Source organism: Akkermansia sp. 54_46, from assembly GCF_001917295.1.
Taxonomy (GTDB): domain Bacteria; phylum Verrucomicrobiota; class Verrucomicrobiia; order Verrucomicrobiales; family Akkermansiaceae; genus Akkermansia; species Akkermansia muciniphila.
This window is the reverse complement of sequence record NZ_MNUD01000001.1, coordinates 221,237-237,644: the sequence shown is the minus strand read 5'-3', so window position 1 is coordinate 237,644 and position 16,408 is coordinate 221,237. Positions and strand designations below refer to the sequence as shown.

The 16,408-nt window shown below is 57.5% G+C and carries 10 protein-coding genes; 2 read left to right on the top strand and 8 right to left on the bottom strand.

Annotation, left to right across the window (positions count from 1 at the left end):
- Positions 1-111 precede the first annotated feature (111 nt).
- Positions 112-4,527, bottom strand: a complete 4,416-nt coding sequence (locus BHW66_RS00935; protein WP_286688819.1) for a DUF6288 domain-containing protein — start codon at positions 4,525-4,527, stop codon at positions 112-114.
- A 137-nt stretch (positions 4,528-4,664) separates the two neighbouring features.
- On the opposite strand from BHW66_RS00935, the gene BHW66_RS00930 reads away from it, so the two are divergent.
- Positions 4,665-5,975 carry a malic enzyme-like NAD(P)-binding protein gene (locus BHW66_RS00930; protein WP_046435244.1) on the top strand — a complete coding sequence of 437 codons (1,311 nt, stop codon included), beginning with the start codon at positions 4,665-4,667 and terminating at the stop codon, positions 5,973-5,975.
- 427 nt (positions 5,976-6,402) lie between these two features.
- Here BHW66_RS00930 and menD read toward each other — a convergent pair whose 3' ends face one another.
- From menD to BHW66_RS00895, 7 genes are all read right to left on the bottom strand, one after another.
- Positions 6,403-7,998, bottom strand: coding sequence for a 2-succinyl-5-enolpyruvyl-6-hydroxy-3-cyclohexene-1-carboxylic-acid synthase (gene menD, locus BHW66_RS00925; RefSeq protein ID WP_046435153.1), 1,596 nt, complete (start codon positions 7,996-7,998; stop codon positions 6,403-6,405).
- A 5-nt stretch (positions 7,999-8,003) separates the two neighbouring features.
- The gene (gene metG, locus BHW66_RS00920) at positions 8,004-9,656 is read right to left on the bottom strand and encodes a methionine--tRNA ligase (RefSeq protein ID WP_046435245.1); all 1,653 of its coding nucleotides are present in this window, start codon (positions 9,654-9,656) and stop codon (positions 8,004-8,006) included.
- Positions 9,657-9,882: 226 nt separating this feature from the next.
- Positions 9,883-11,085, bottom strand: coding sequence for a MalY/PatB family protein (locus tag BHW66_RS00915; RefSeq protein ID WP_046435155.1), 1,203 nt, complete (start codon positions 11,083-11,085; stop codon positions 9,883-9,885).
- A gap of 25 nt (positions 11,086-11,110) precedes the next feature.
- Positions 11,111-11,530 (bottom strand): L-fucose mutarotase, encoded by a 420-nt coding sequence (gene fucU / locus BHW66_RS00910; RefSeq protein ID WP_046435158.1) that lies wholly within the window; start codon positions 11,528-11,530, stop codon positions 11,111-11,113.
- A gap of 70 nt (positions 11,531-11,600) precedes the next feature.
- A complete protein-coding gene (locus tag BHW66_RS00905) occupies positions 11,601-12,749 on the bottom strand; it encodes an aminoglycoside phosphotransferase family protein (protein ID WP_022197105.1) in 1,149 nt (382 codons plus the stop codon).
- 79 nt (positions 12,750-12,828) lie between these two features.
- On the bottom strand, positions 12,829-13,743 hold the full coding sequence (locus BHW66_RS00900) for a hypothetical protein (RefSeq protein WP_046435160.1): 915 nt from the start codon (positions 13,741-13,743) through the stop codon (positions 12,829-12,831).
- 238 nt (positions 13,744-13,981) lie between these two features.
- Positions 13,982-16,030 carry an acyltransferase family protein gene (locus BHW66_RS00895; protein ID WP_286688818.1) on the bottom strand — a complete coding sequence of 683 codons (2,049 nt, stop codon included), beginning with the start codon at positions 16,028-16,030 and terminating at the stop codon, positions 13,982-13,984.
- Here BHW66_RS00895 and BHW66_RS00890 point away from each other — a divergent pair, their 5' ends adjacent.
- Positions 16,031-16,279, top strand: coding sequence for a hypothetical protein (locus BHW66_RS00890; RefSeq protein ID WP_046435165.1), 249 nt, complete (start codon positions 16,031-16,033; stop codon positions 16,277-16,279). It abuts the gene before it with no gap.
- Positions 16,280-16,408 lie beyond the last annotated feature (129 nt).

The window sequence follows — 16,408 nt, the reverse complement described above, 5'->3', positions numbered from 1 at the left end:
CCTAAAAGGGATTGCTCTGTTTTCCCGGCAGGGGCGCTGCGATTGGCGCTCCTGCCGGGATTCTCTTATCACAAAGGCTTTTTGTCATTTCCAGCTGCGGGCGGCCGCAGCTTAAGAGCGGAGAGCCATATTTTTGGCGGCGTTCGCTTTGTACACGTGCAGTTCCGCAAGGCGGACTTTTCCGCCCTTCTGGAAGAGTTTGACGCGCAGCCTGTTGGTGGTGACGGGGTCAAATGTTCGCATGCATTTGATGAATCCGTTGCCCGGAAGCTGGAGCATGCGCAGCACTTCCGGTTCATTGGCGTACATGGCTTTCTGCGCATCGCTGACGCCGGCGGTGGAGGCTCCCAGGGAACCCCAGTGGATGGGGATCCACTTGCCTCCCTTGTAGGCCTCAATGATGAGGCGGTTGTGGCCCTTTTCAATCTTGATGTCCACGGCGCGCAGGGCGGCAGGGGATTTCAGGGTGAGTTCCAGCACCAGGGGCTCGTCTTCCGTGGGGGAAGCGTCCAGTTCCTCAACGGTAGTGGCGTCCCGGTCCATCAGTTTGGCCGTGTCCACACGGCCTCCGGTGGAGGCTTTCAGCTTGTAGTCCTCCACTTCCTCCGTGGAACTTCCCAGCAGTTTCAGTTCACGCACGCGGCATTCCAGGCCGTGCCAGTCCGTGGAAACGCGGAACAGGCAGCGGGAACCCTGAGTCAGGCAGGAGTCATTCGGGGAAACCCAGGTTTTTTCCTTCTTTTTATCCGTTTTGTCGTACACCTCTATCTGGTTGCCCTGAGAGGCCGCGGAAATGTAGGTTCCGTCCGGCAGATGGAAGGAGCAGCCCCAGTTGCCGTGATCCCGGATCAGGATGCCCGGCACCCACAGATGGTTGCAGTTGGTGACTGAGAGGGCCTTTTCTGCACATCCCACTTCAAAGCCGCCCACGGCAATGGGGCGGTCGTATTCCACCTCCAGGTCATTGACGCGCCATTTGATTTTGGCGTTCATTTTTTGCACGCCCGGCTGGGTTGGGCCGCTGAGTTCCTTCTTGTAGGAGTAGACGTTCCATTGGCCGCCGAATTTGGAATTGGGCGTCCAGGAAATGGTTTCCATGGGGGAGAAGGTGGTCGTGTCGCTGAATTGCACCGTGCCGGCAAAATCATATTTGTAGGCGGAGTTGGCTTTCCCTTCCAGCTCCTTGTCGCGGTGAAGCCCCAGGGCGCGGCCGCCCAGAGGCTGCTGGACGTCCACGTTCAGAGAATATTCCCCGGGCTGGGGGTTACCGTCGTTGAGCTTGGGTTCAAAGAAAATGCGCACATCCATGCCCAGAATCATTTCCGCGCAGGTAGCCCTGGTGAGCTGGTCCACCCCGGGAATTTCCATGATGGCCTTGGCGATGGGGAGGGCTCGGTTGTTGACGACATTGATAAGCTTAAAGCGGCAGCCCTGTTCCACCGGAATATTTTTCAATTCCCGGATGGCGGATTTCAGGGAGGCGGGGGCCTTGGTTCCAAGCGCAGCGTTTACCATGGACCAGTTGCGCACGTAGGTGTTCAGGAAGCGGGATTCCGTGTCAATGATGGGGGGCACCTTCCGGAACGTTTTGGCCTGGAATTCAGGCTTGCCCGTAATTGCCAGATTCTGGCGTTCCGCGCAGAGGGCCGTGATCCAGATGCTGGTGCGGATGTAGGTGCCGATGACGGAGTCCGCCGTCATTAGTTCCAGGCGGTTGGGGTTCTGCATCATGCCGCCGTCAAAGGGGCGCAGCAGCGTCAGTTTCCACCGGAAAGCCTCCATGTTTTTGTAATATGCTTCCGGATTGGTTCGCCAGTAGGCGGGGAGAGCCCACATGATGGAGAGCGTCTCGGAGGAGTGGCCCTGGTCACAGCCGCCGATGGGGCCTTCCCCATACATGATGCGGCTGTTTTTTGTGTACAGCTCCGGTCCGCCGCAGATGAGGGAGGCGATGTAGTACGGGCCGTGACGGCCGGAGTAGGTTCCCCCGCATTCACGGTCGGGTTCAAAGGTGAAGGTTTCCGTCATGCGGCCATAGGGCCCCATGCCGGTGGGGCAGATGGACTGGGCATGGTCCATCATTTTGTCCAGCACGCCGTCTTCCGTGCGCGCCGGAGTTTTGCTGGCCAGCGCCAGGAACAGGCACATGTGGGAACCTCCGATGCTGACGCCTGTTCCCCGGTAGCCCGGGTGAATGCCGTGGCCGGTGACGAAGTCCCCATAAAGAACTTCGTTTTTCATGCGCTGCACGCTGTTGCGGATGGCCGGAAGCACGGAGTTGTCCCGGTAGCGCAGCCAGTATTCGCACAGGAAGATGCCCGCGGAAGCCTGGGGGACGGCCCACCAGCATTGGGAGCCGGAGAAGGCGATGTACTGAGCCGCTTTTTTAATGGCGGGGTCATACTTAGGGTTGCCCGTGGCCATCAGGGCCAGGCCGGCCCAGCCTGTATCATAATGGTTGCCGCAGTAGCCGCCCGGGCGTTCCCAAGAGCCGTCCTCGCGCTGCTGGGCCGCCAGCCATTCGCTCATCATGTGGACTACCGCCTTGCTCTTGGCGCAATTTTTGGGGAAGCCGAGGGCATAGGAACCAAGCTGGGGGATTTTGAAGGTGACGTTTTTCACATATTTCTTCACTGCGTCCGGCAGGGCGGAGGAGCCGCCCACCTGTACGGTCACGCCCACGGAGGCGGACCACCTGGGGGTTCCCGTTCCTTTAAGGTTCCAGTCACCCTTGGGGATATCAAAGACCAGGGAAGAGACGGCGTGCGCCTGCCATATTTTGCTTTTGGCGTCGTACCTGGCTTCTCCGTAACCCACGGTGTATTGCTGGGCTTTGGTCAGCGGAACGGTTCCGCCGGGGCCTTCCAGCCTCAGATCCGACCATTCGAAGCCGTCGCTGCCGATGCCGTTGCCGCCGTCATCCACGCGCAGGCGCACCTGCTGGCCGCCCTCTACCGGAATGGAAAGGGAAACGGGCTTTTTAGCCTGTTCCTCCCGGAAGACTTCCTTCCAGAGGGGCTGGATGCCCTGGATTTTTTCCACGCTTTCCGCGGGAATGAGGTTCAGGGTGATTTTTCCGGCTCCTTCCGCCTTGTCCACCAGAAGGCCCGCGTGCATGTCCAGGCCGCGCCTGTTCTGATGCTGATAAGGGCCGTAAAGCACGTCCAGGCTTTGCGACGTTTTGAAGAGGTGTCCGTCAATGCCCAGGATCAGGTCTCCTTCCTTGACGTATTTTTCGGCAGGGGAACCCTCAATCACCTGGGTGACCGTGTAAAGGTTCGCCACGGGTTCCCCGTTGGGGTCCAGCATGGTTTTAGGGAAGAAGCCGCGGAAGTTCGTGTCCGGCCAGGAGGCGTCCAGGCCGCGGGCGCGGAAGCCCAGAGGGCCGAAGGTGGTGATCCAGCCTTTGGCTACTTCCTCGGAGTTGCCGAACCAGCTCGTGTACAGCTCTGCGTATTGTTTTCTCCACTGGTTCAGCGGCATGGGCTTGGCGAATTTTTTCACATAGGCGTTCACATCCCCCATATTGGTCGTTTGCCTGGCGGCTTTCCCGCGCGGACGCACTACGGGCGCAGGTTTGGCGGCGGTCTGTTCCGCCTGTGATTCCTTCCGGTTGGCGGGATGCTGCGGTTCCGGCTGTTTTCCGTTCGCAGCGTCATCTGCCGGGGCAGAAGTGTTTTCGTCAGGCTGTGCAGGGTCGGCTGCGGATTTTTCCTCTAAAGCTCCCGGGGCATCTTCATTCCGTTCCCCGGAGGAAATGGCCGGCGGAGTCTTTTCCGGCTGCTCCGCAGGGCCGGATGAGGAGGTGTTCGCGGCGTTTTCCTGTTTGGGGGCGGCTTCCTCCTTCACGGCGGGCAGGGCGGCTTTCTTTTCCGGTTTGGCGTCTTCCTTCTTTTCCCTGTTGGCTTGGGGGGGCTCCGGCTCCTGGGCAGAGGCGGATTTTTCCTCGGGGTTCCGGGTGAAATAGTAGGTCCCGCATGCGCCTCCCAGCAGGAGCAGGATGAGAATCCATATGCCGGCGGAGTTCTTCTTTTTCCGCGGCGGGGGAAGGGTGCCCGCATGAACGGGCGTCGCCCCGGTTCCGGGAGTGGTCAAGGTACGCTGATCACGCTGGAAGCGGGATGCCGGCGGGACGACCGTGCCGGAGGCCGGCTGCGCGGCGGCATGGCCGCCGGGAATGGCATAAACCAGGTACAGGGTGCCCAGAGCGGGGATTTCCCCCAGGGATCCTGTGCGGAACTGCGCTTCGAAATCATTTTTCAGCGGAAGAACTTCCCGTTCAATATCCGTGTTTTCCGGATAGCGCAGTTTTCCGCTTTCCGGGTCGCGCACAGCGAGCCCCTGGGGACAGAATTCGCGGAGCAGGTATGGAACATGGTCGGCATCCGAAGCGTAATAGACATGGCAGAGGGAATCCGTCTGCTTCAGGGATTGGATAAGATAGCCGTTGATATTAAATCCGGAAGGGAGAGAAGGCGTATGTTCCATGGTCACATGACAGGTGATTATCCGACTGCCTATTAGCATATCCGGAGGCTTCCTTCAATGTAAAAAGAGGTTTTCAGGGGCCGGAACGTGTGACGCGATTAATTGATTATTTGCTTGAATGCATGGCGATTATGTGGTGCAAGCAAGGCTCGCTTTTTTGTTTTTCCATTACAATCATGAGTTCCGATATTAGATTAGACGCCTTGCAGTATCATTCCCAGCCCCGCCCCGGCAAGGTGGAAACGCTTCCCTGCAAGCCCTGCTTTTCACAACGGGATTTGACGCTTGCCTATTCCCCGGGCGTGGCCGAACCCTGTCTCCGCATTCAGGAAGATCCTTCCCAGAGCGCCCTGTATACCGGACGTTCCAATCTGGTGGGCGTGATTACCAACGGCACCGCCGTTTTGGGGCTGGGCAATATCGGCCCTGATGCGGCCAAGCCGGTGATGGAAGGCAAGGGCGTTTTGTTCAAGGTATTCGCGGACATTGACGTTTTTGACATTGAGCTGAACGTGAAGGAGCCGGAAAAGCTGATTGAAACGATCAAGACCATGGAGCCCACCTTTGGCGCTATTAATCTGGAGGACATCAAGGCTCCGGAATGCTTCATGGTGGAGGAACGCCTCCGCCAGGAGATGAATATTCCCGTGTTCCATGACGATCAGCATGGAACGGCGGTGATCTCCGGCGCCGCCCTTTTGAACGCAGCCGAGTTGACGGGCCGCAAGCTGGAGGATATGAAGGTCGTCGTCGTCGGGGCCGGGGCCGCCGGCATTTCTTGCGCCAAGTTCTACATGACGCTGGGAGTGCGCCGCGAACATATCTATATGTTTGACTCCAAGGGGCTGATTCATACCGGGCGCATTGACCTGCACGCCACGAAAGCCCAGTTCTCCCAGTCGGAAGATTGTTCCCTGGAGGAGGCCCTCACCGGAGCGGACGTGTTCCTGGGGCTTTCCACCAAGGGATTGCTCACGCAGGACATGGTCAAGCTTATGGCTCCTTCCCCCATCATTTTCGCCTGTGCGAATCCGGACCCGGAAATCACTTACCAGGATGCCAAAAAAGCGCGGCCTGACTGCATCATGGGATCCGGACGTTCCGACTGGCCCAACCAGGTGAACAATGTTTCCTGCTTCCCCTTTATTTTCCGTGCCGCCCTGGATGTGCGCGCTTCTGTCATCAATGAACAGATGAAGATCGCCGCCGCCCGCTCCCTGGCTGATCTGGCGAAGGAACCCGTTCCTCAGGAGGTGATTGACCTTTACGGGGGAGCCCCGCTCAGCTTCGGCATCGATTACGTGATTCCCAAGCCCATTGATCCCCGCATCATTGAATGGGAATGCCCGGCGGTAGCCCAGGCGGCCATGATTTCCGGCGTGGCCCAGTCCCCCATCCGGGATATGGAGGCCTATACGCTGGAATTGCGCAAGCGCATTGCCGCGGCACGTGAACGCGTCGCCGGCGTGGTGCGCAGCTACCTTTAACGGGGATCCCGGCGGGAAGCCGGAAAACCCATGCCTCCGGCGTTCGCGCCGGGCGGTTGCAAAAACCGGGTGGACTGATGTTCCGCCCGGTTTTTGCATGCCCGTACAGGGAAGTGTTTGTTTGGCGGGGATACTGCATCAGAGCATTCTGGAGGCGGAAAGAGGGATTGCGGGCGACGCTTCCTTCCGTATGAATTAAGACGGACATGCTGTTGCCCGGCGTTTCCCTGTTGAATGCGGCTTGGTGAATACCACCATAGTGAGGCTGTTTTCTTCTCTTCGTCAGGCAAGAAAGAAATTCCCCTATGGTCAGATGGAGGAAATGTTATTTTTATCTGGTATTTTCAAGCCATGTGGAGAGAACCGCAAGATATGGCCGGGCGGAGGATCGTCTTCGCTCCGGTCTTTGGTAAAGGCTTGTCTTCATTTAGGCGTTAGCCAGCCGGAGGCGCATCTGTTCCGTCTGTTCCCTGTCCGGGATAAGTTCTACAAGCGTCTGGCTGTTTTCCTCCAGGGAATCAAGCTGGTCGAAGTCCTCCGCCGTGCGGATCGCCAGGTAGCGCATTCCCCATTGTTCCGCAATGGCCTTGAAGGAATGGGCGTGGGGTTGCACCAGCAGTTTCCTCATGGCTTCGGAGTGTCCGTCCGCCCCGGGCAGGGCGCGGAAGATGCCGCCGCCCCCGTTATTGATGACGCCGAGGACGCGGGTGCCCCTGTCCAGTTGGGGAAGGAGCGCCAGGGCATTGGAATCATACATGGCGGTCAGGTCGCCCACGAGGGCCCAGGAACGGGAGCAGCGGGCGGAGACCCCCAGAAAACCGGAGATTTGCCCGTCAATTCCGTTGGCTCCCCGGTTGGCGCGGACGTTTTCCGTGGGGATGGCTGTCTGGGCGAAGCTGTTCCAGTACCGCACGGGCATGGAGTTGCCCAGGTAAATGCAGTCTCCGTCCGCGGCAAAGCAGGAGAAGGAGCGCACCATGGCCTGTTCGCTTTCCGGGCAGGTGATGAGCAGTTCCTCCATCAGGGCTTTTCTGCGTTTGTTCATGGAGCGCAGTCCGTTCACGTCGCCCACGGTATCTATATCCCCCAGCGCATGCAGAATAGCCTCCAGATTTCCGGTGACGACGGTGGAGGGGCGGGCCAGCCCGGAGAAGCCGGTGCGGGTGACGGAGAAGACTTCCGTGGCTGGAATGTCCTCTAGGTCGCGCCAGAAGCGGCCCACGGGCACGTCCCCTAATCTAAGCAGGACGGCGGGCGGATGTTCCCTCAGCAGGGCGTCCGCGTCCGTCAGGGCCAGATGGGCCAGCTCTTCCCGGAGCCCGGAGGTGGCGTCCGCCACCACGGGGGCTTTCAGTTCGTTGGCCAGCCACCGGGCCGGGGCCTGTTCCGTGGGGTCCAGGCCGCCGATCATGACTACCAGCCCGTCGCGCGATTTGAAGCGCAGGACCCGGGCCAGTTCTGCCAGGGAGCCCCGGAATCCGTTTTCCTCCGGAGGTTCCGCCGGGTAAAGGTCGCAGCTGCCGGGGTTCCAGGCAGGGTCCGGGTCCGGCAGGCACACGTTGATGTGGAGGGGGGAGGCGTAATCCCAGTCTTGCAGAATGTCTTCCGGCAGGCTTTCCGGCGTTTCCAGGTCAATTGTGGGTGCGTAAATGCCGAACAGATCCGCCTGTTCGATGGCTTGGGGTGCGGCGGAACCCCGGCAGGCCGCCGGGCGGTCCGCCGTGAGCAGGAGCAGGGGGCGGCGCTGGTAGTAGGCCTCCACCACGGCGGGGAGCAGTTCCGCCGCTGCCGTTCCGGAGGTAGTGACCACGGCCACGGGCAGCCCCATATCCTGAATGCGGCCCAGCGCAAAGAAGGCGGCGGACCGTTCGTCAAAGTGAGTCCATTTCACCAGATCCTCCGCGGCAGCCAGCACCTGAAGCAGCGCCATGTTGCGCGCGCCGGGGCAGACCACCCACTCGCAAATGCCGCCCAGGCAGCATTGGGCCAGCAGGGATTTGACGAAGGATGCGGGGGAGTTCACGGGAATCAGCCTTGTTTTTTTGCCGCCCTGGCCGCTTTTTCAGCCAGTTTGGCCTTTTCCTCATCCGAAAGAATGCGGGGAAAGACGGGGGCGGGCTCATTGATGCGGTGCCCTGCGGGGAGGATTCCCCACTCCAGCGCGGCCGGCGTAAGGCTCCGGAACAGGTCCCCGGCGTTGAGCTGGTCCAGAATGCGGGCGGAGGCGTCAGGGAGGACGCAGCCGATGAGATAGCCCGTCTGGGCGCAGCATTCCAGCAAATGGCGCAGCACGCAGCGGAGGCGTGGGGCGGAGGCTTCATCCTTGGCCAGCTGCCAGGGCTGCTGCTGCTCAATGTACGCGTTGCAGGCGGAAACCTGGGCGTTCAGGGCCGCCAGGGCATCGGAGACCATGTTGTCGTCCATGTATTTGGAAAACAGGGTGACGGCCTGGTCCATGGTGGCGCGCAGGGCCCTGGAGGCTTCGTCATCATATGCCTCCGCGCCGGAGATAACGGAATCGCAATAGCGGCGCGTCATATTGATGGAGCGGTTGCACAGGTTGCCGAGGTCGTTGGCCAGCTCCGTATTGTACAGCATGACCAGGCGGTCCGCATCAAAGTTGGCGTCCTTCCCGGTGGTGATGTCCCGCACCAGGTAATAGCGCACGGGTTCCGGGCCGAACTGTTCCGCCAGCAGGTTGGGGTCCACCACGTTGCCGATGGATTTGGACATTTTTTCCCCGTTGATGTTCCACCAGCCGTGCACGAGCAGGGTGGGCATTTCCTCGTCGGAGAAGCCCATGGCATGCAGCATGGCGGGCCAGTACACGCCGTGGGCGGGCACCAGGATGTCTTTGCCGATGACTTCGCAGTCCGCGGGCCAGAGCTTGGCAAAATCCGGCAGGCCGCTGTCCGGCTCCGCCAGGTAGCCGGCGAAGGAAATGTAGTTGATCAGGGCGTCAAACCAGACGTAGGTGACGAATTCGGGGTCGAACGGGAACTCGATTCCCCAGGAAAGGCGGCTCTTGGGGCGGGAAATGCAGAGGTCCGAGTCAAAGTCAATGGCGTTGAGCACTTCCGCCTTGCGGAAGGACGGAAGGACAAAATCACTGCTCTTTTCCACGAACTGCTTCATCCATTCCACATGGTCGGTCAGGCGGAAATACCAGTTTTCTTCCTCCAGTTCCACCACTTCCCCCCATTCCGGGCCGAAGTTGCCTTCCGCGTCCCGTTCCTTGTCCGTCAGGAACTGTTCCTGGCGCACGGAGTAGAATCCCTTGTAGGATTTTTTGTAAAGCTGGCCCTTATCCTTCAGGTCCGTCAGGATTTTCTGCACGCAGGCCTTGTGGCGCGGATCCGTCGTGGAGGCCCATCCGTCATTGCTGATTCCCAGGCGGTCCCACAGCGCCAGGAATTGCCCCGTGATATTGTTGACATGCTCCTGCGGCGTAATGCCCAGCTTTTCAGCCGTCTGCTGCACTTTCTGCCCATGCTGGTCCACCCCGGTCAGGAAATAGACTTCCTCCCCCTTCATCCGGTGCCAGCGCGCGAGAACGTCCGCCAGGACTTTTTCATAAGCGTGCCCGATGTGGGGCGGTCCGTTGGTGTAGTCAATGGCCGTGGTGATATAGTACATGCGGGGGACGATACTCCTTTCCTGCCGTTTTGCAAGCAAAGTCATGGCGGCATCCCGGGCGTGTTTTTCAGCATGGGATGGGAAAGTAAGGGGGGCCGCGGGCGAAACGGCGGAAGGGGGTGTGCGGATATTCCCTTTCCACCGCGCCGCAGCCTTCTCCGCAAGGGGCTCAACAGGAGAAAATACGGCGGGGCCGGATGTCCCCTGGAAAATTCCCCCAATGCATGGTTCCGGAAATGAATTCCATTGCCGGGGAGCGTGAGGCGTGTCTTTAATTTTGTGATTGTTGTTGCCGGAAGCCGCGGTTTTCATAGGCTTCCTCCAGCTGGCTGAGCGCCCGTTCCAGAATCGAGCGGGGACATCCCGCGTTCAGGCGCATGAAGCCTTCCCCTTCCTTGCCGAAGATGGAACCGTCGTTGAGAGCCAGGCGCGCGCCGTCCACAAAAAACGCCACCAGTTCCTTCTGGGAAAGGTTCAGTTCCCGGCAGTCCAGAAAGACCAGGTAGGAGGCATCCGGCATGATGGCCTTGATTTTGGGCATGCGGCGGCGCAGTTCCGCGTCAATGAAGCGGATGTTTTCCTGAATGTAGTCCAGCGCCTGGGCCAGCCATTCCTCCCCTTCCGGGCCTGAATAGGCGCTGATGAGCCCGTCGTACGCGAAAACGTGCCCTTCCGCAAGCTCCCTGCCGCTGACAAAGTCCTGGTATTTCGCGAACAGGTCCGGATTCTGGCAAATCACGTAGGAACTGCCCAGGCCGGGCACGTTGAAGGTCTTGCTGGGCGCCATGTAGGTGACGGAGTTCATGCGGGCCTGTTCGGAAACGGTGGCGAATACGGTGTGCCTGCGGCCGGGAAGGGTCAGATCCGCATGGATTTCATCAGAAACGACCAGCGTGCCGTTTGCCGTACAGATTTCAGCCACGCGGCGCAATTCCTCCGGACTCCATACGCGGCCTCCGGGGTTGTGGGGATTGCACAGGATGAACATGCGGCAGCCATGCACGGCTTCCTGCATGTGGTTGAAGTCCATGCGGTAGCGGCCGTTTTCCAGAATGAGGGGATTGTTGACGATTTCCCGGCCGTTTTCCCGGATGATCATGGCAAAGGGGTGGTACACCGGAGGCTGGATCATGATTTTGTCCCCCGGTTCCGTAAAGCATTGGATGGCGCTGGAAATGCCGGGAACAATGCCCGGAGCGAAGCCTATTTCCGAGGCGTTCACCTTCCACCCGTGGCGTCGGTCCACCCAGTCCCTGATGGCTTCAAAGAAAGCGCGGGGCTTGACGGTATATCCCAGGATTTCGTGCTCGCAGCGGCGTCGGATAGCTTCCATGATGAAGGGAGGCGTCCTGAAGTCCATGTCTGCCACCCACAGGGGAATCAGGTCGTCCCGGCCCCAGCGGGGAAGCAGCGCTTCATATTTCAGGGCTCCGGTGCCGCGGCGCTCAATTACTTCGTCAAAATCGTACTGCATGGAAGGTTTGTCTGGCGGCCAATGGTCAGGAAAGAGGGGTAACGCCTTTTTTCAGGATGATGTTGCCGTATTTGGCCGTTTCCCCGGTAATAACAACGGCATAGGCCTTTTTGGCCCGTTCATAAAAAGCGTAGCGCTCCATTTGCTCAATTTCCCCGTCATAGTTCAGCGCCTTGCGGTATTTGGCTTCCACCGCAGGGTCCAGAGAGTCCCCCGGAACCGGGGCCATCATGATGACGGGCGTTGCGTAGGCATCCAGTTCAAAGAGGGGGATGACGGCAGCCAGCAGGGCATCCGCTCCCAGTCCGTCCGCCCTCAGCACCGTAGGGTTGAAGGTATGGCCGGGGAAGTGGGAGTCTGAAAAGACGATTTCGTCGCCATGCCCCATTTCCGCAAGAATTTTCAGCAGGGAAGGGCTGATGAGGGGAGAAATATTTTTTAACATGCCCCGCAGTATAGCACCAGCCCGCGTTCCGGTACTATCATAAAATTGGGGTGATGCCGGTCATGCCCTCTCAGCCGTTAACAGTCTGGAAGCATTTCCGGACGCATTCTTCCATTTCAGGCATTTGCTCTTCCATGCTTTCCACCAGCCTGAGCTGGGTGCGGGCCCGGTGCAGGTTGTGCCGTTCTTTTTTCGTTTTGAAATAAACGTCCCCTTCCAGGTAGTCTGTCAGGAAGCGGATTCCCGTTTCCAGCGTGATGAGCAGACCGGAAAAAGCGAGTTTGGAGACTTCCTGCGGCGTGATGAAGTCCCTGGCGGCCTCCAGGTATCCCTTGACGACGGCCTCGAACATGGGCATGCGCAGGAAGGTTTTATCCAGATTTTCTTCATCTTCAGCCGCAGGGGAGGTCATGGTGCGCACCATGTCTCCGAAATCGTACAGGACGCTCCCGGGCATGACGGTGTCCAGGTCAATGACACAGACAGCCTTGTCCGTCTCCCTGTCCAGCATCACATTGTTGATTTTCGTGTCGTTGTGGACGATTCTGACGGGGAGCTCCCCCCGTTCCTGGAGATCCAGCAGCACGTCCACATAACGTTCACGGCGGCGGATGAAGTCCAGCTCCTTGCGGCAGGTATTCAGCCGTCCGTGGGAGTCCGCTGCCGCTGCTTTTTCCAAATGGTCAAAGCGTCTGCGGGTATGGTGGAAGAACGGAATGGTTTCATGGATGTCCTCCGGATTCATGTCACACAGGAGCTGTTGGAAAGCGCCGAAAGCGCGGGCTGCTTCGTAAGCCTGGCGGGGATGGTCCGCCACGTCGAACGTGTGGGTGTTTTCTATGCAGTTGTAGCAGCGCCAGAAGCCGGAACCGGGAATTTCCAGATATTTGCGGCCGCCCCGCGCGGAGTACAGGTTCAGCGTCTGGCGGAAGGGCGTTTTCAGCACCCGGAGCATTTTCCAGCGGATGTGGTTGGTCACCTTTTCCACGTTGTGCATGACATCCCTGGGGCATGGGAACACGGCATCGTTCACGCGCTGGAAGATGTAGCGGCGGGTGGTGCCGTCCGGCTTCCTGTAGGTGGCCCGGAAGGTCATGTTGATATGGCCGCTGTTAATGACGTCGCAATGGAGGAATTCTCCTGCGATGGCGAATGCGTCGCTCAGGGCGGCCACTTGCTTCTGAAGGGAGGAAGTGTGGAAAACGGCGGACAGGGGCATGGGGAGTTAAGAAAAGCTCCGGCATGATTGATGGCACATGCCGGAGCTTGCGTTGGTTGAGTGAATGACAGCCAGATTGTTAGAAGGTGTAGGCAACTCCTACCCCGGCGACGAAGGTGAAATTGCGGTAAACCTTGGAGGGCTCCCTGTAGGGGAAGCGGGCGGAGGCGCCGCGGTGGTTGGCCGCCAGGCCGCCGTTGCCGAGCCATACCGTACCCACGAACGGAGTCACAGTCAGGTCTTTCGTGGCCTTGACAGGGGCGGAAACCGTCAGGGAAATGCCCTGGGTTCCATTGGCGTTCAGGGAATTGCTGTCAAAATAGCCGGCAGTGGCGTTCCAGGTGCCCGCCACGATGACGGAGGTGGATTTGTTGACGTCATACTTGTATCCCAGAGTATTGGTGAACCACCAGCCAGTCATCCAGCGGAACGTATATTGTACGCGGCAGTCCCAGAAGAAGTTTTCCAGCCCTTTGCCGAAGTCATGGTGAATGTCCAGAACGAAGCTGTGTTCTTCCGGCCTGTTGTGGCTGAAAGCAGGGAAGCCGGAGTTGTTGCCTGTATTGTGGATGTTGAAACTTCCGGGGATACCGCCATGAACAAACTGGTAACTCAGAGCCGCGACAGTGGATTTTCCGAATTTGCGGCTGACACCTAAAATGGCCGATCCTTCGTCGCAAATGCCGGAATCATTGTGTTCCAGACCATTATCCGTCAGCCACTGATATTTTAATCCGCCTATCAGGGAATATTGATTGTTCAATTGATAGGCGCCGACGGCTTCCAGGGGAATGACATGATCGCTTGCGGAATTCTGGAAAGCCAGACCGCGGCTGATGTATTTGGTGGCGTAGCCTGCTCCCAGCTGGGCGGAGAATGTCTTGCCGCCGTTATTGGCGTTTAAAACATCCAGGGGAAGCTGGATATCGGCAGTAGCCATGCCGGAAAAAGCGGCCATGGCCGCACATGTAGCAATAATGGTTTTATGTTGCATAATTAGAGGGGAAAAATACAATAACAATATTTTTATTTTTAGCAAGTGTATCTTCAATACCAGAAAAGAAATATGAAAATATGTTCAATGTATGACAAAAAGTGTTAAATATTTGACGCATTATTCATCATGCAAGGACATTTTTTCCAAAAGAAAACTCTATAGCTTCCACAAAAGCCGGTTTTATTTAAATGTTTTCTAGCCGGCTCTGCGGCGGACGTGTTCACGGCTATGGCTTTTATGAACCTGATGATGCCGTGGATTCTTTTTTCAGCGCTTCCTTTAACTGGGGTTTCAGGTACCGGAAGAGCTTGATGGAGCCTTTACTGGACATGTGGTCGCCATCCTTGTACAGGATTTCCCCGTGTTCATAGGCGTTGAACGGCCTGTCTTCCGGTATATAGGGAAGTATGCGCAGGACGGTGCAGAGCCCTTCCTGTTCAAGACGGTCAAGGATGGGAAGTACGGCGGCGTGATCTTCCCTGTATTTTTGCCGCGTGCAGGTAAGGCTTTCCTGGCCTTTTCCCGTTTTCCCTCTGCGTATGAGGTTCCTGATGTACTTGGCCACATCATTTTTCTTGATGAGCGGAGTGGGGGCCAGCAGGATGACTTGCTTGCCCATCGCCCGCAGTTCGGAGATAAACGCACGGAGAGAGTCTGAATAGGCAGGTTCTCCGGAGGGAAGCGGCTTCAGCTTCCAGTCCATTACATTTTTACTGTCGTAACGGGTGCTCCAGTGCTGGGCTATCACCACATGGCTAATTTCCGGATGGACATTCAGCCATGCCATGAGGGCCTTTATTTTTTTCTCGTCGCAATAGTAACTTGCATCAAACGGCAGAGCGGGCAATTCCCTGTTCCAGAATGGGGAAATGACGGAAGAAACGTAAATCCCGGAGATATCCAATTCCCTGCATACGGCGTCCAATCCGCAAAAGGCCGCAGAGGCGTGGCTGTCCCCCAGCAGGACTATGGATGGAGCTTTGGCAGGGGAACCCAGCTGCAGCAGGCCGGGTTCCGCACTTCCCTTGAAATCGGTTTTGCTGACGAAGGCAAAGATGTTGTTATTGAATTTGATGGCTTCCTTATCAAATCCCTGGGCGGCTTCAGGAGATTTGATTTCCGATGCGCCATGCAGCTGGGGGCTGGAAATGGAGTTGATTTCCTGGTTGATGTAGTTCCGGAATCCTTCCGTCTGCCTTCCTGCAACGCATAGAAGCAATGCGAAAAGGTACAGGGGGATAAACCATTTCATCTTCATGCGCTTTTTCTCTACTGCAAGGTACAGGAGACCACCCAGGACTGTGGACGCCGCTCCGATGGCAAGCATGCCGGGCCATCCGGGAGCATGGAGAAACCACGAATGATAGAACGCGATGAGGGGCATATGCACCAGGTAAAGGGAGAATGAGATTCCTCCAATCCACAGCAGAAGTTTATTGTTGAAGCAGTGAGCCAGCCTGCCGGGTTCCGCATACCGGATTACCAGGCATGTCCCCAAAACTACGGCCGCCGAGCAGAGGGAGACATCCTTTCCGCGGGAAAGGGCAGGCACGAGGATGCATAATATTCCAAGAAGAAAGAGGAGAGCGTTTTTCTTGCGGTTTTCGCAACGTGTTGAACTTAAGGGGGGGGGGTAGATTGCTAACAAAATCCCCGCGCAAACCTCCCATAAACGGGGCAGCGTCATGTAATGGGAGGTGGGGCGGACCTGCTCCCAGACGGGCACTCCGATTTCCTGCAACAGGTTGTGAATGGGATAGGAATAGGCCCAGAGAAAGGACCCGATGCCGGCGATCCAGAAAAGAGAGGCGGCTGCCCGTTTGGGAAGGTAGCGGTACAGGACGCATCCCCCCGCGAACAGAAGATAAATCTGCGCCGTCACCGCCAGGTACCACATGTGAAGGAACGGATTGCCGGAAGAATCCTGCGCGAAATAGTCGGACTGGATGACGGCCAGGAACCTGTTTGCGGCGCCTATCAGCGTATATCCGCCTGTGGAGCTGGCTGTCGCCAGGTCCGTGTAGTCCAGAAAGAACATGCCGGCCAGGAGGGTAAGCGGAATGATGACGGCAACCGGGGTAAACAGCCTTAACACTTTTTTACGGGCAAATTCCCCCAGACGGATTTGCATCTGCTGTTTCTGGAAGGATTTCATAAGCAGGTAGCCTGAAATCACCAGAAATACTTCTACGCCGAAGTAGCCGTAGGGGAAATGCTCCGGATTGAGATGGAAAAGAATGATCAGAATAATCGCCAGCCCTCTGAGTGAAGTGATTTGCTTCATATGGATGAGAATTTTGGAAAATATCTAATATGTTTTGCGTTTGGCGCTTATGAAACTGGGACTTTCTTTTTTATTCAAGAACCATCCATGGAGCTGTCAGGTATGGGGCGCCGTGAATTTCTTTACTTTGGAGGCGGTTTGACGCCAAACAGCCAGGACGCAAGAAAGTTGCTGGAACGAAATACATTGCTTATCAATAAACAGAGGGTGATGATGGCTGCTGATACGGTGATGCCGACAAACAGTTGAATGATGACCGTATTGCCTGTGGTTAAAAATGGCTGTAAGAATTTCAGATTGGGAAGGAAAAAGAAATGGAGAAGGTAAATGTCCAATGTGCGCCGGCCGATGTATTCCAGAAGATTACCAGAGATATTG

What these genes read in the sequence shown, in the direction of transcription:
- BHW66_RS00905 (WP_022197105.1), bottom strand. Translation starts at nt 12,749, where the DNA reads ATGCCCCTGTCCGCCGTTTTCCACACTTCCTCCCTTCAGAAGCAAGTG.
- BHW66_RS00890 (WP_046435165.1), top strand. Translation starts at nt 16,031, where the DNA reads ATGGATGAGAATTTTGGAAAATATCTAATATGTTTTGCGTTTGGCGCT.
- BHW66_RS00930 (WP_046435244.1), top strand. Translation starts at nt 4,665, where the DNA reads ATGAGTTCCGATATTAGATTAGACGCCTTGCAGTATCATTCCCAGCCC.
- BHW66_RS00895 (WP_286688818.1), bottom strand. Translation starts at nt 16,030, where the DNA reads ATGAAGCAAATCACTTCACTCAGAGGGCTGGCGATTATTCTGATCATT.
- fucU (WP_046435158.1), bottom strand. Translation starts at nt 11,530, where the DNA reads ATGTTAAAAAATATTTCTCCCCTCATCAGCCCTTCCCTGCTGAAAATT.
- BHW66_RS00935 (WP_286688819.1), bottom strand. Translation starts at nt 4,527, where the DNA reads ATGCTAATAGGCAGTCGGATAATCACCTGTCATGTGACCATGGAACAT.
- BHW66_RS00915 (WP_046435155.1), bottom strand. Translation starts at nt 11,085, where the DNA reads ATGCAGTACGATTTTGACGAAGTAATTGAGCGCCGCGGCACCGGAGCC.
- metG (WP_046435245.1), bottom strand. Translation starts at nt 9,656, where the DNA reads ATGACTTTGCTTGCAAAACGGCAGGAAAGGAGTATCGTCCCCCGCATG.
- BHW66_RS00900 (WP_046435160.1), bottom strand. Translation starts at nt 13,743, where the DNA reads ATGCAACATAAAACCATTATTGCTACATGTGCGGCCATGGCCGCTTTT.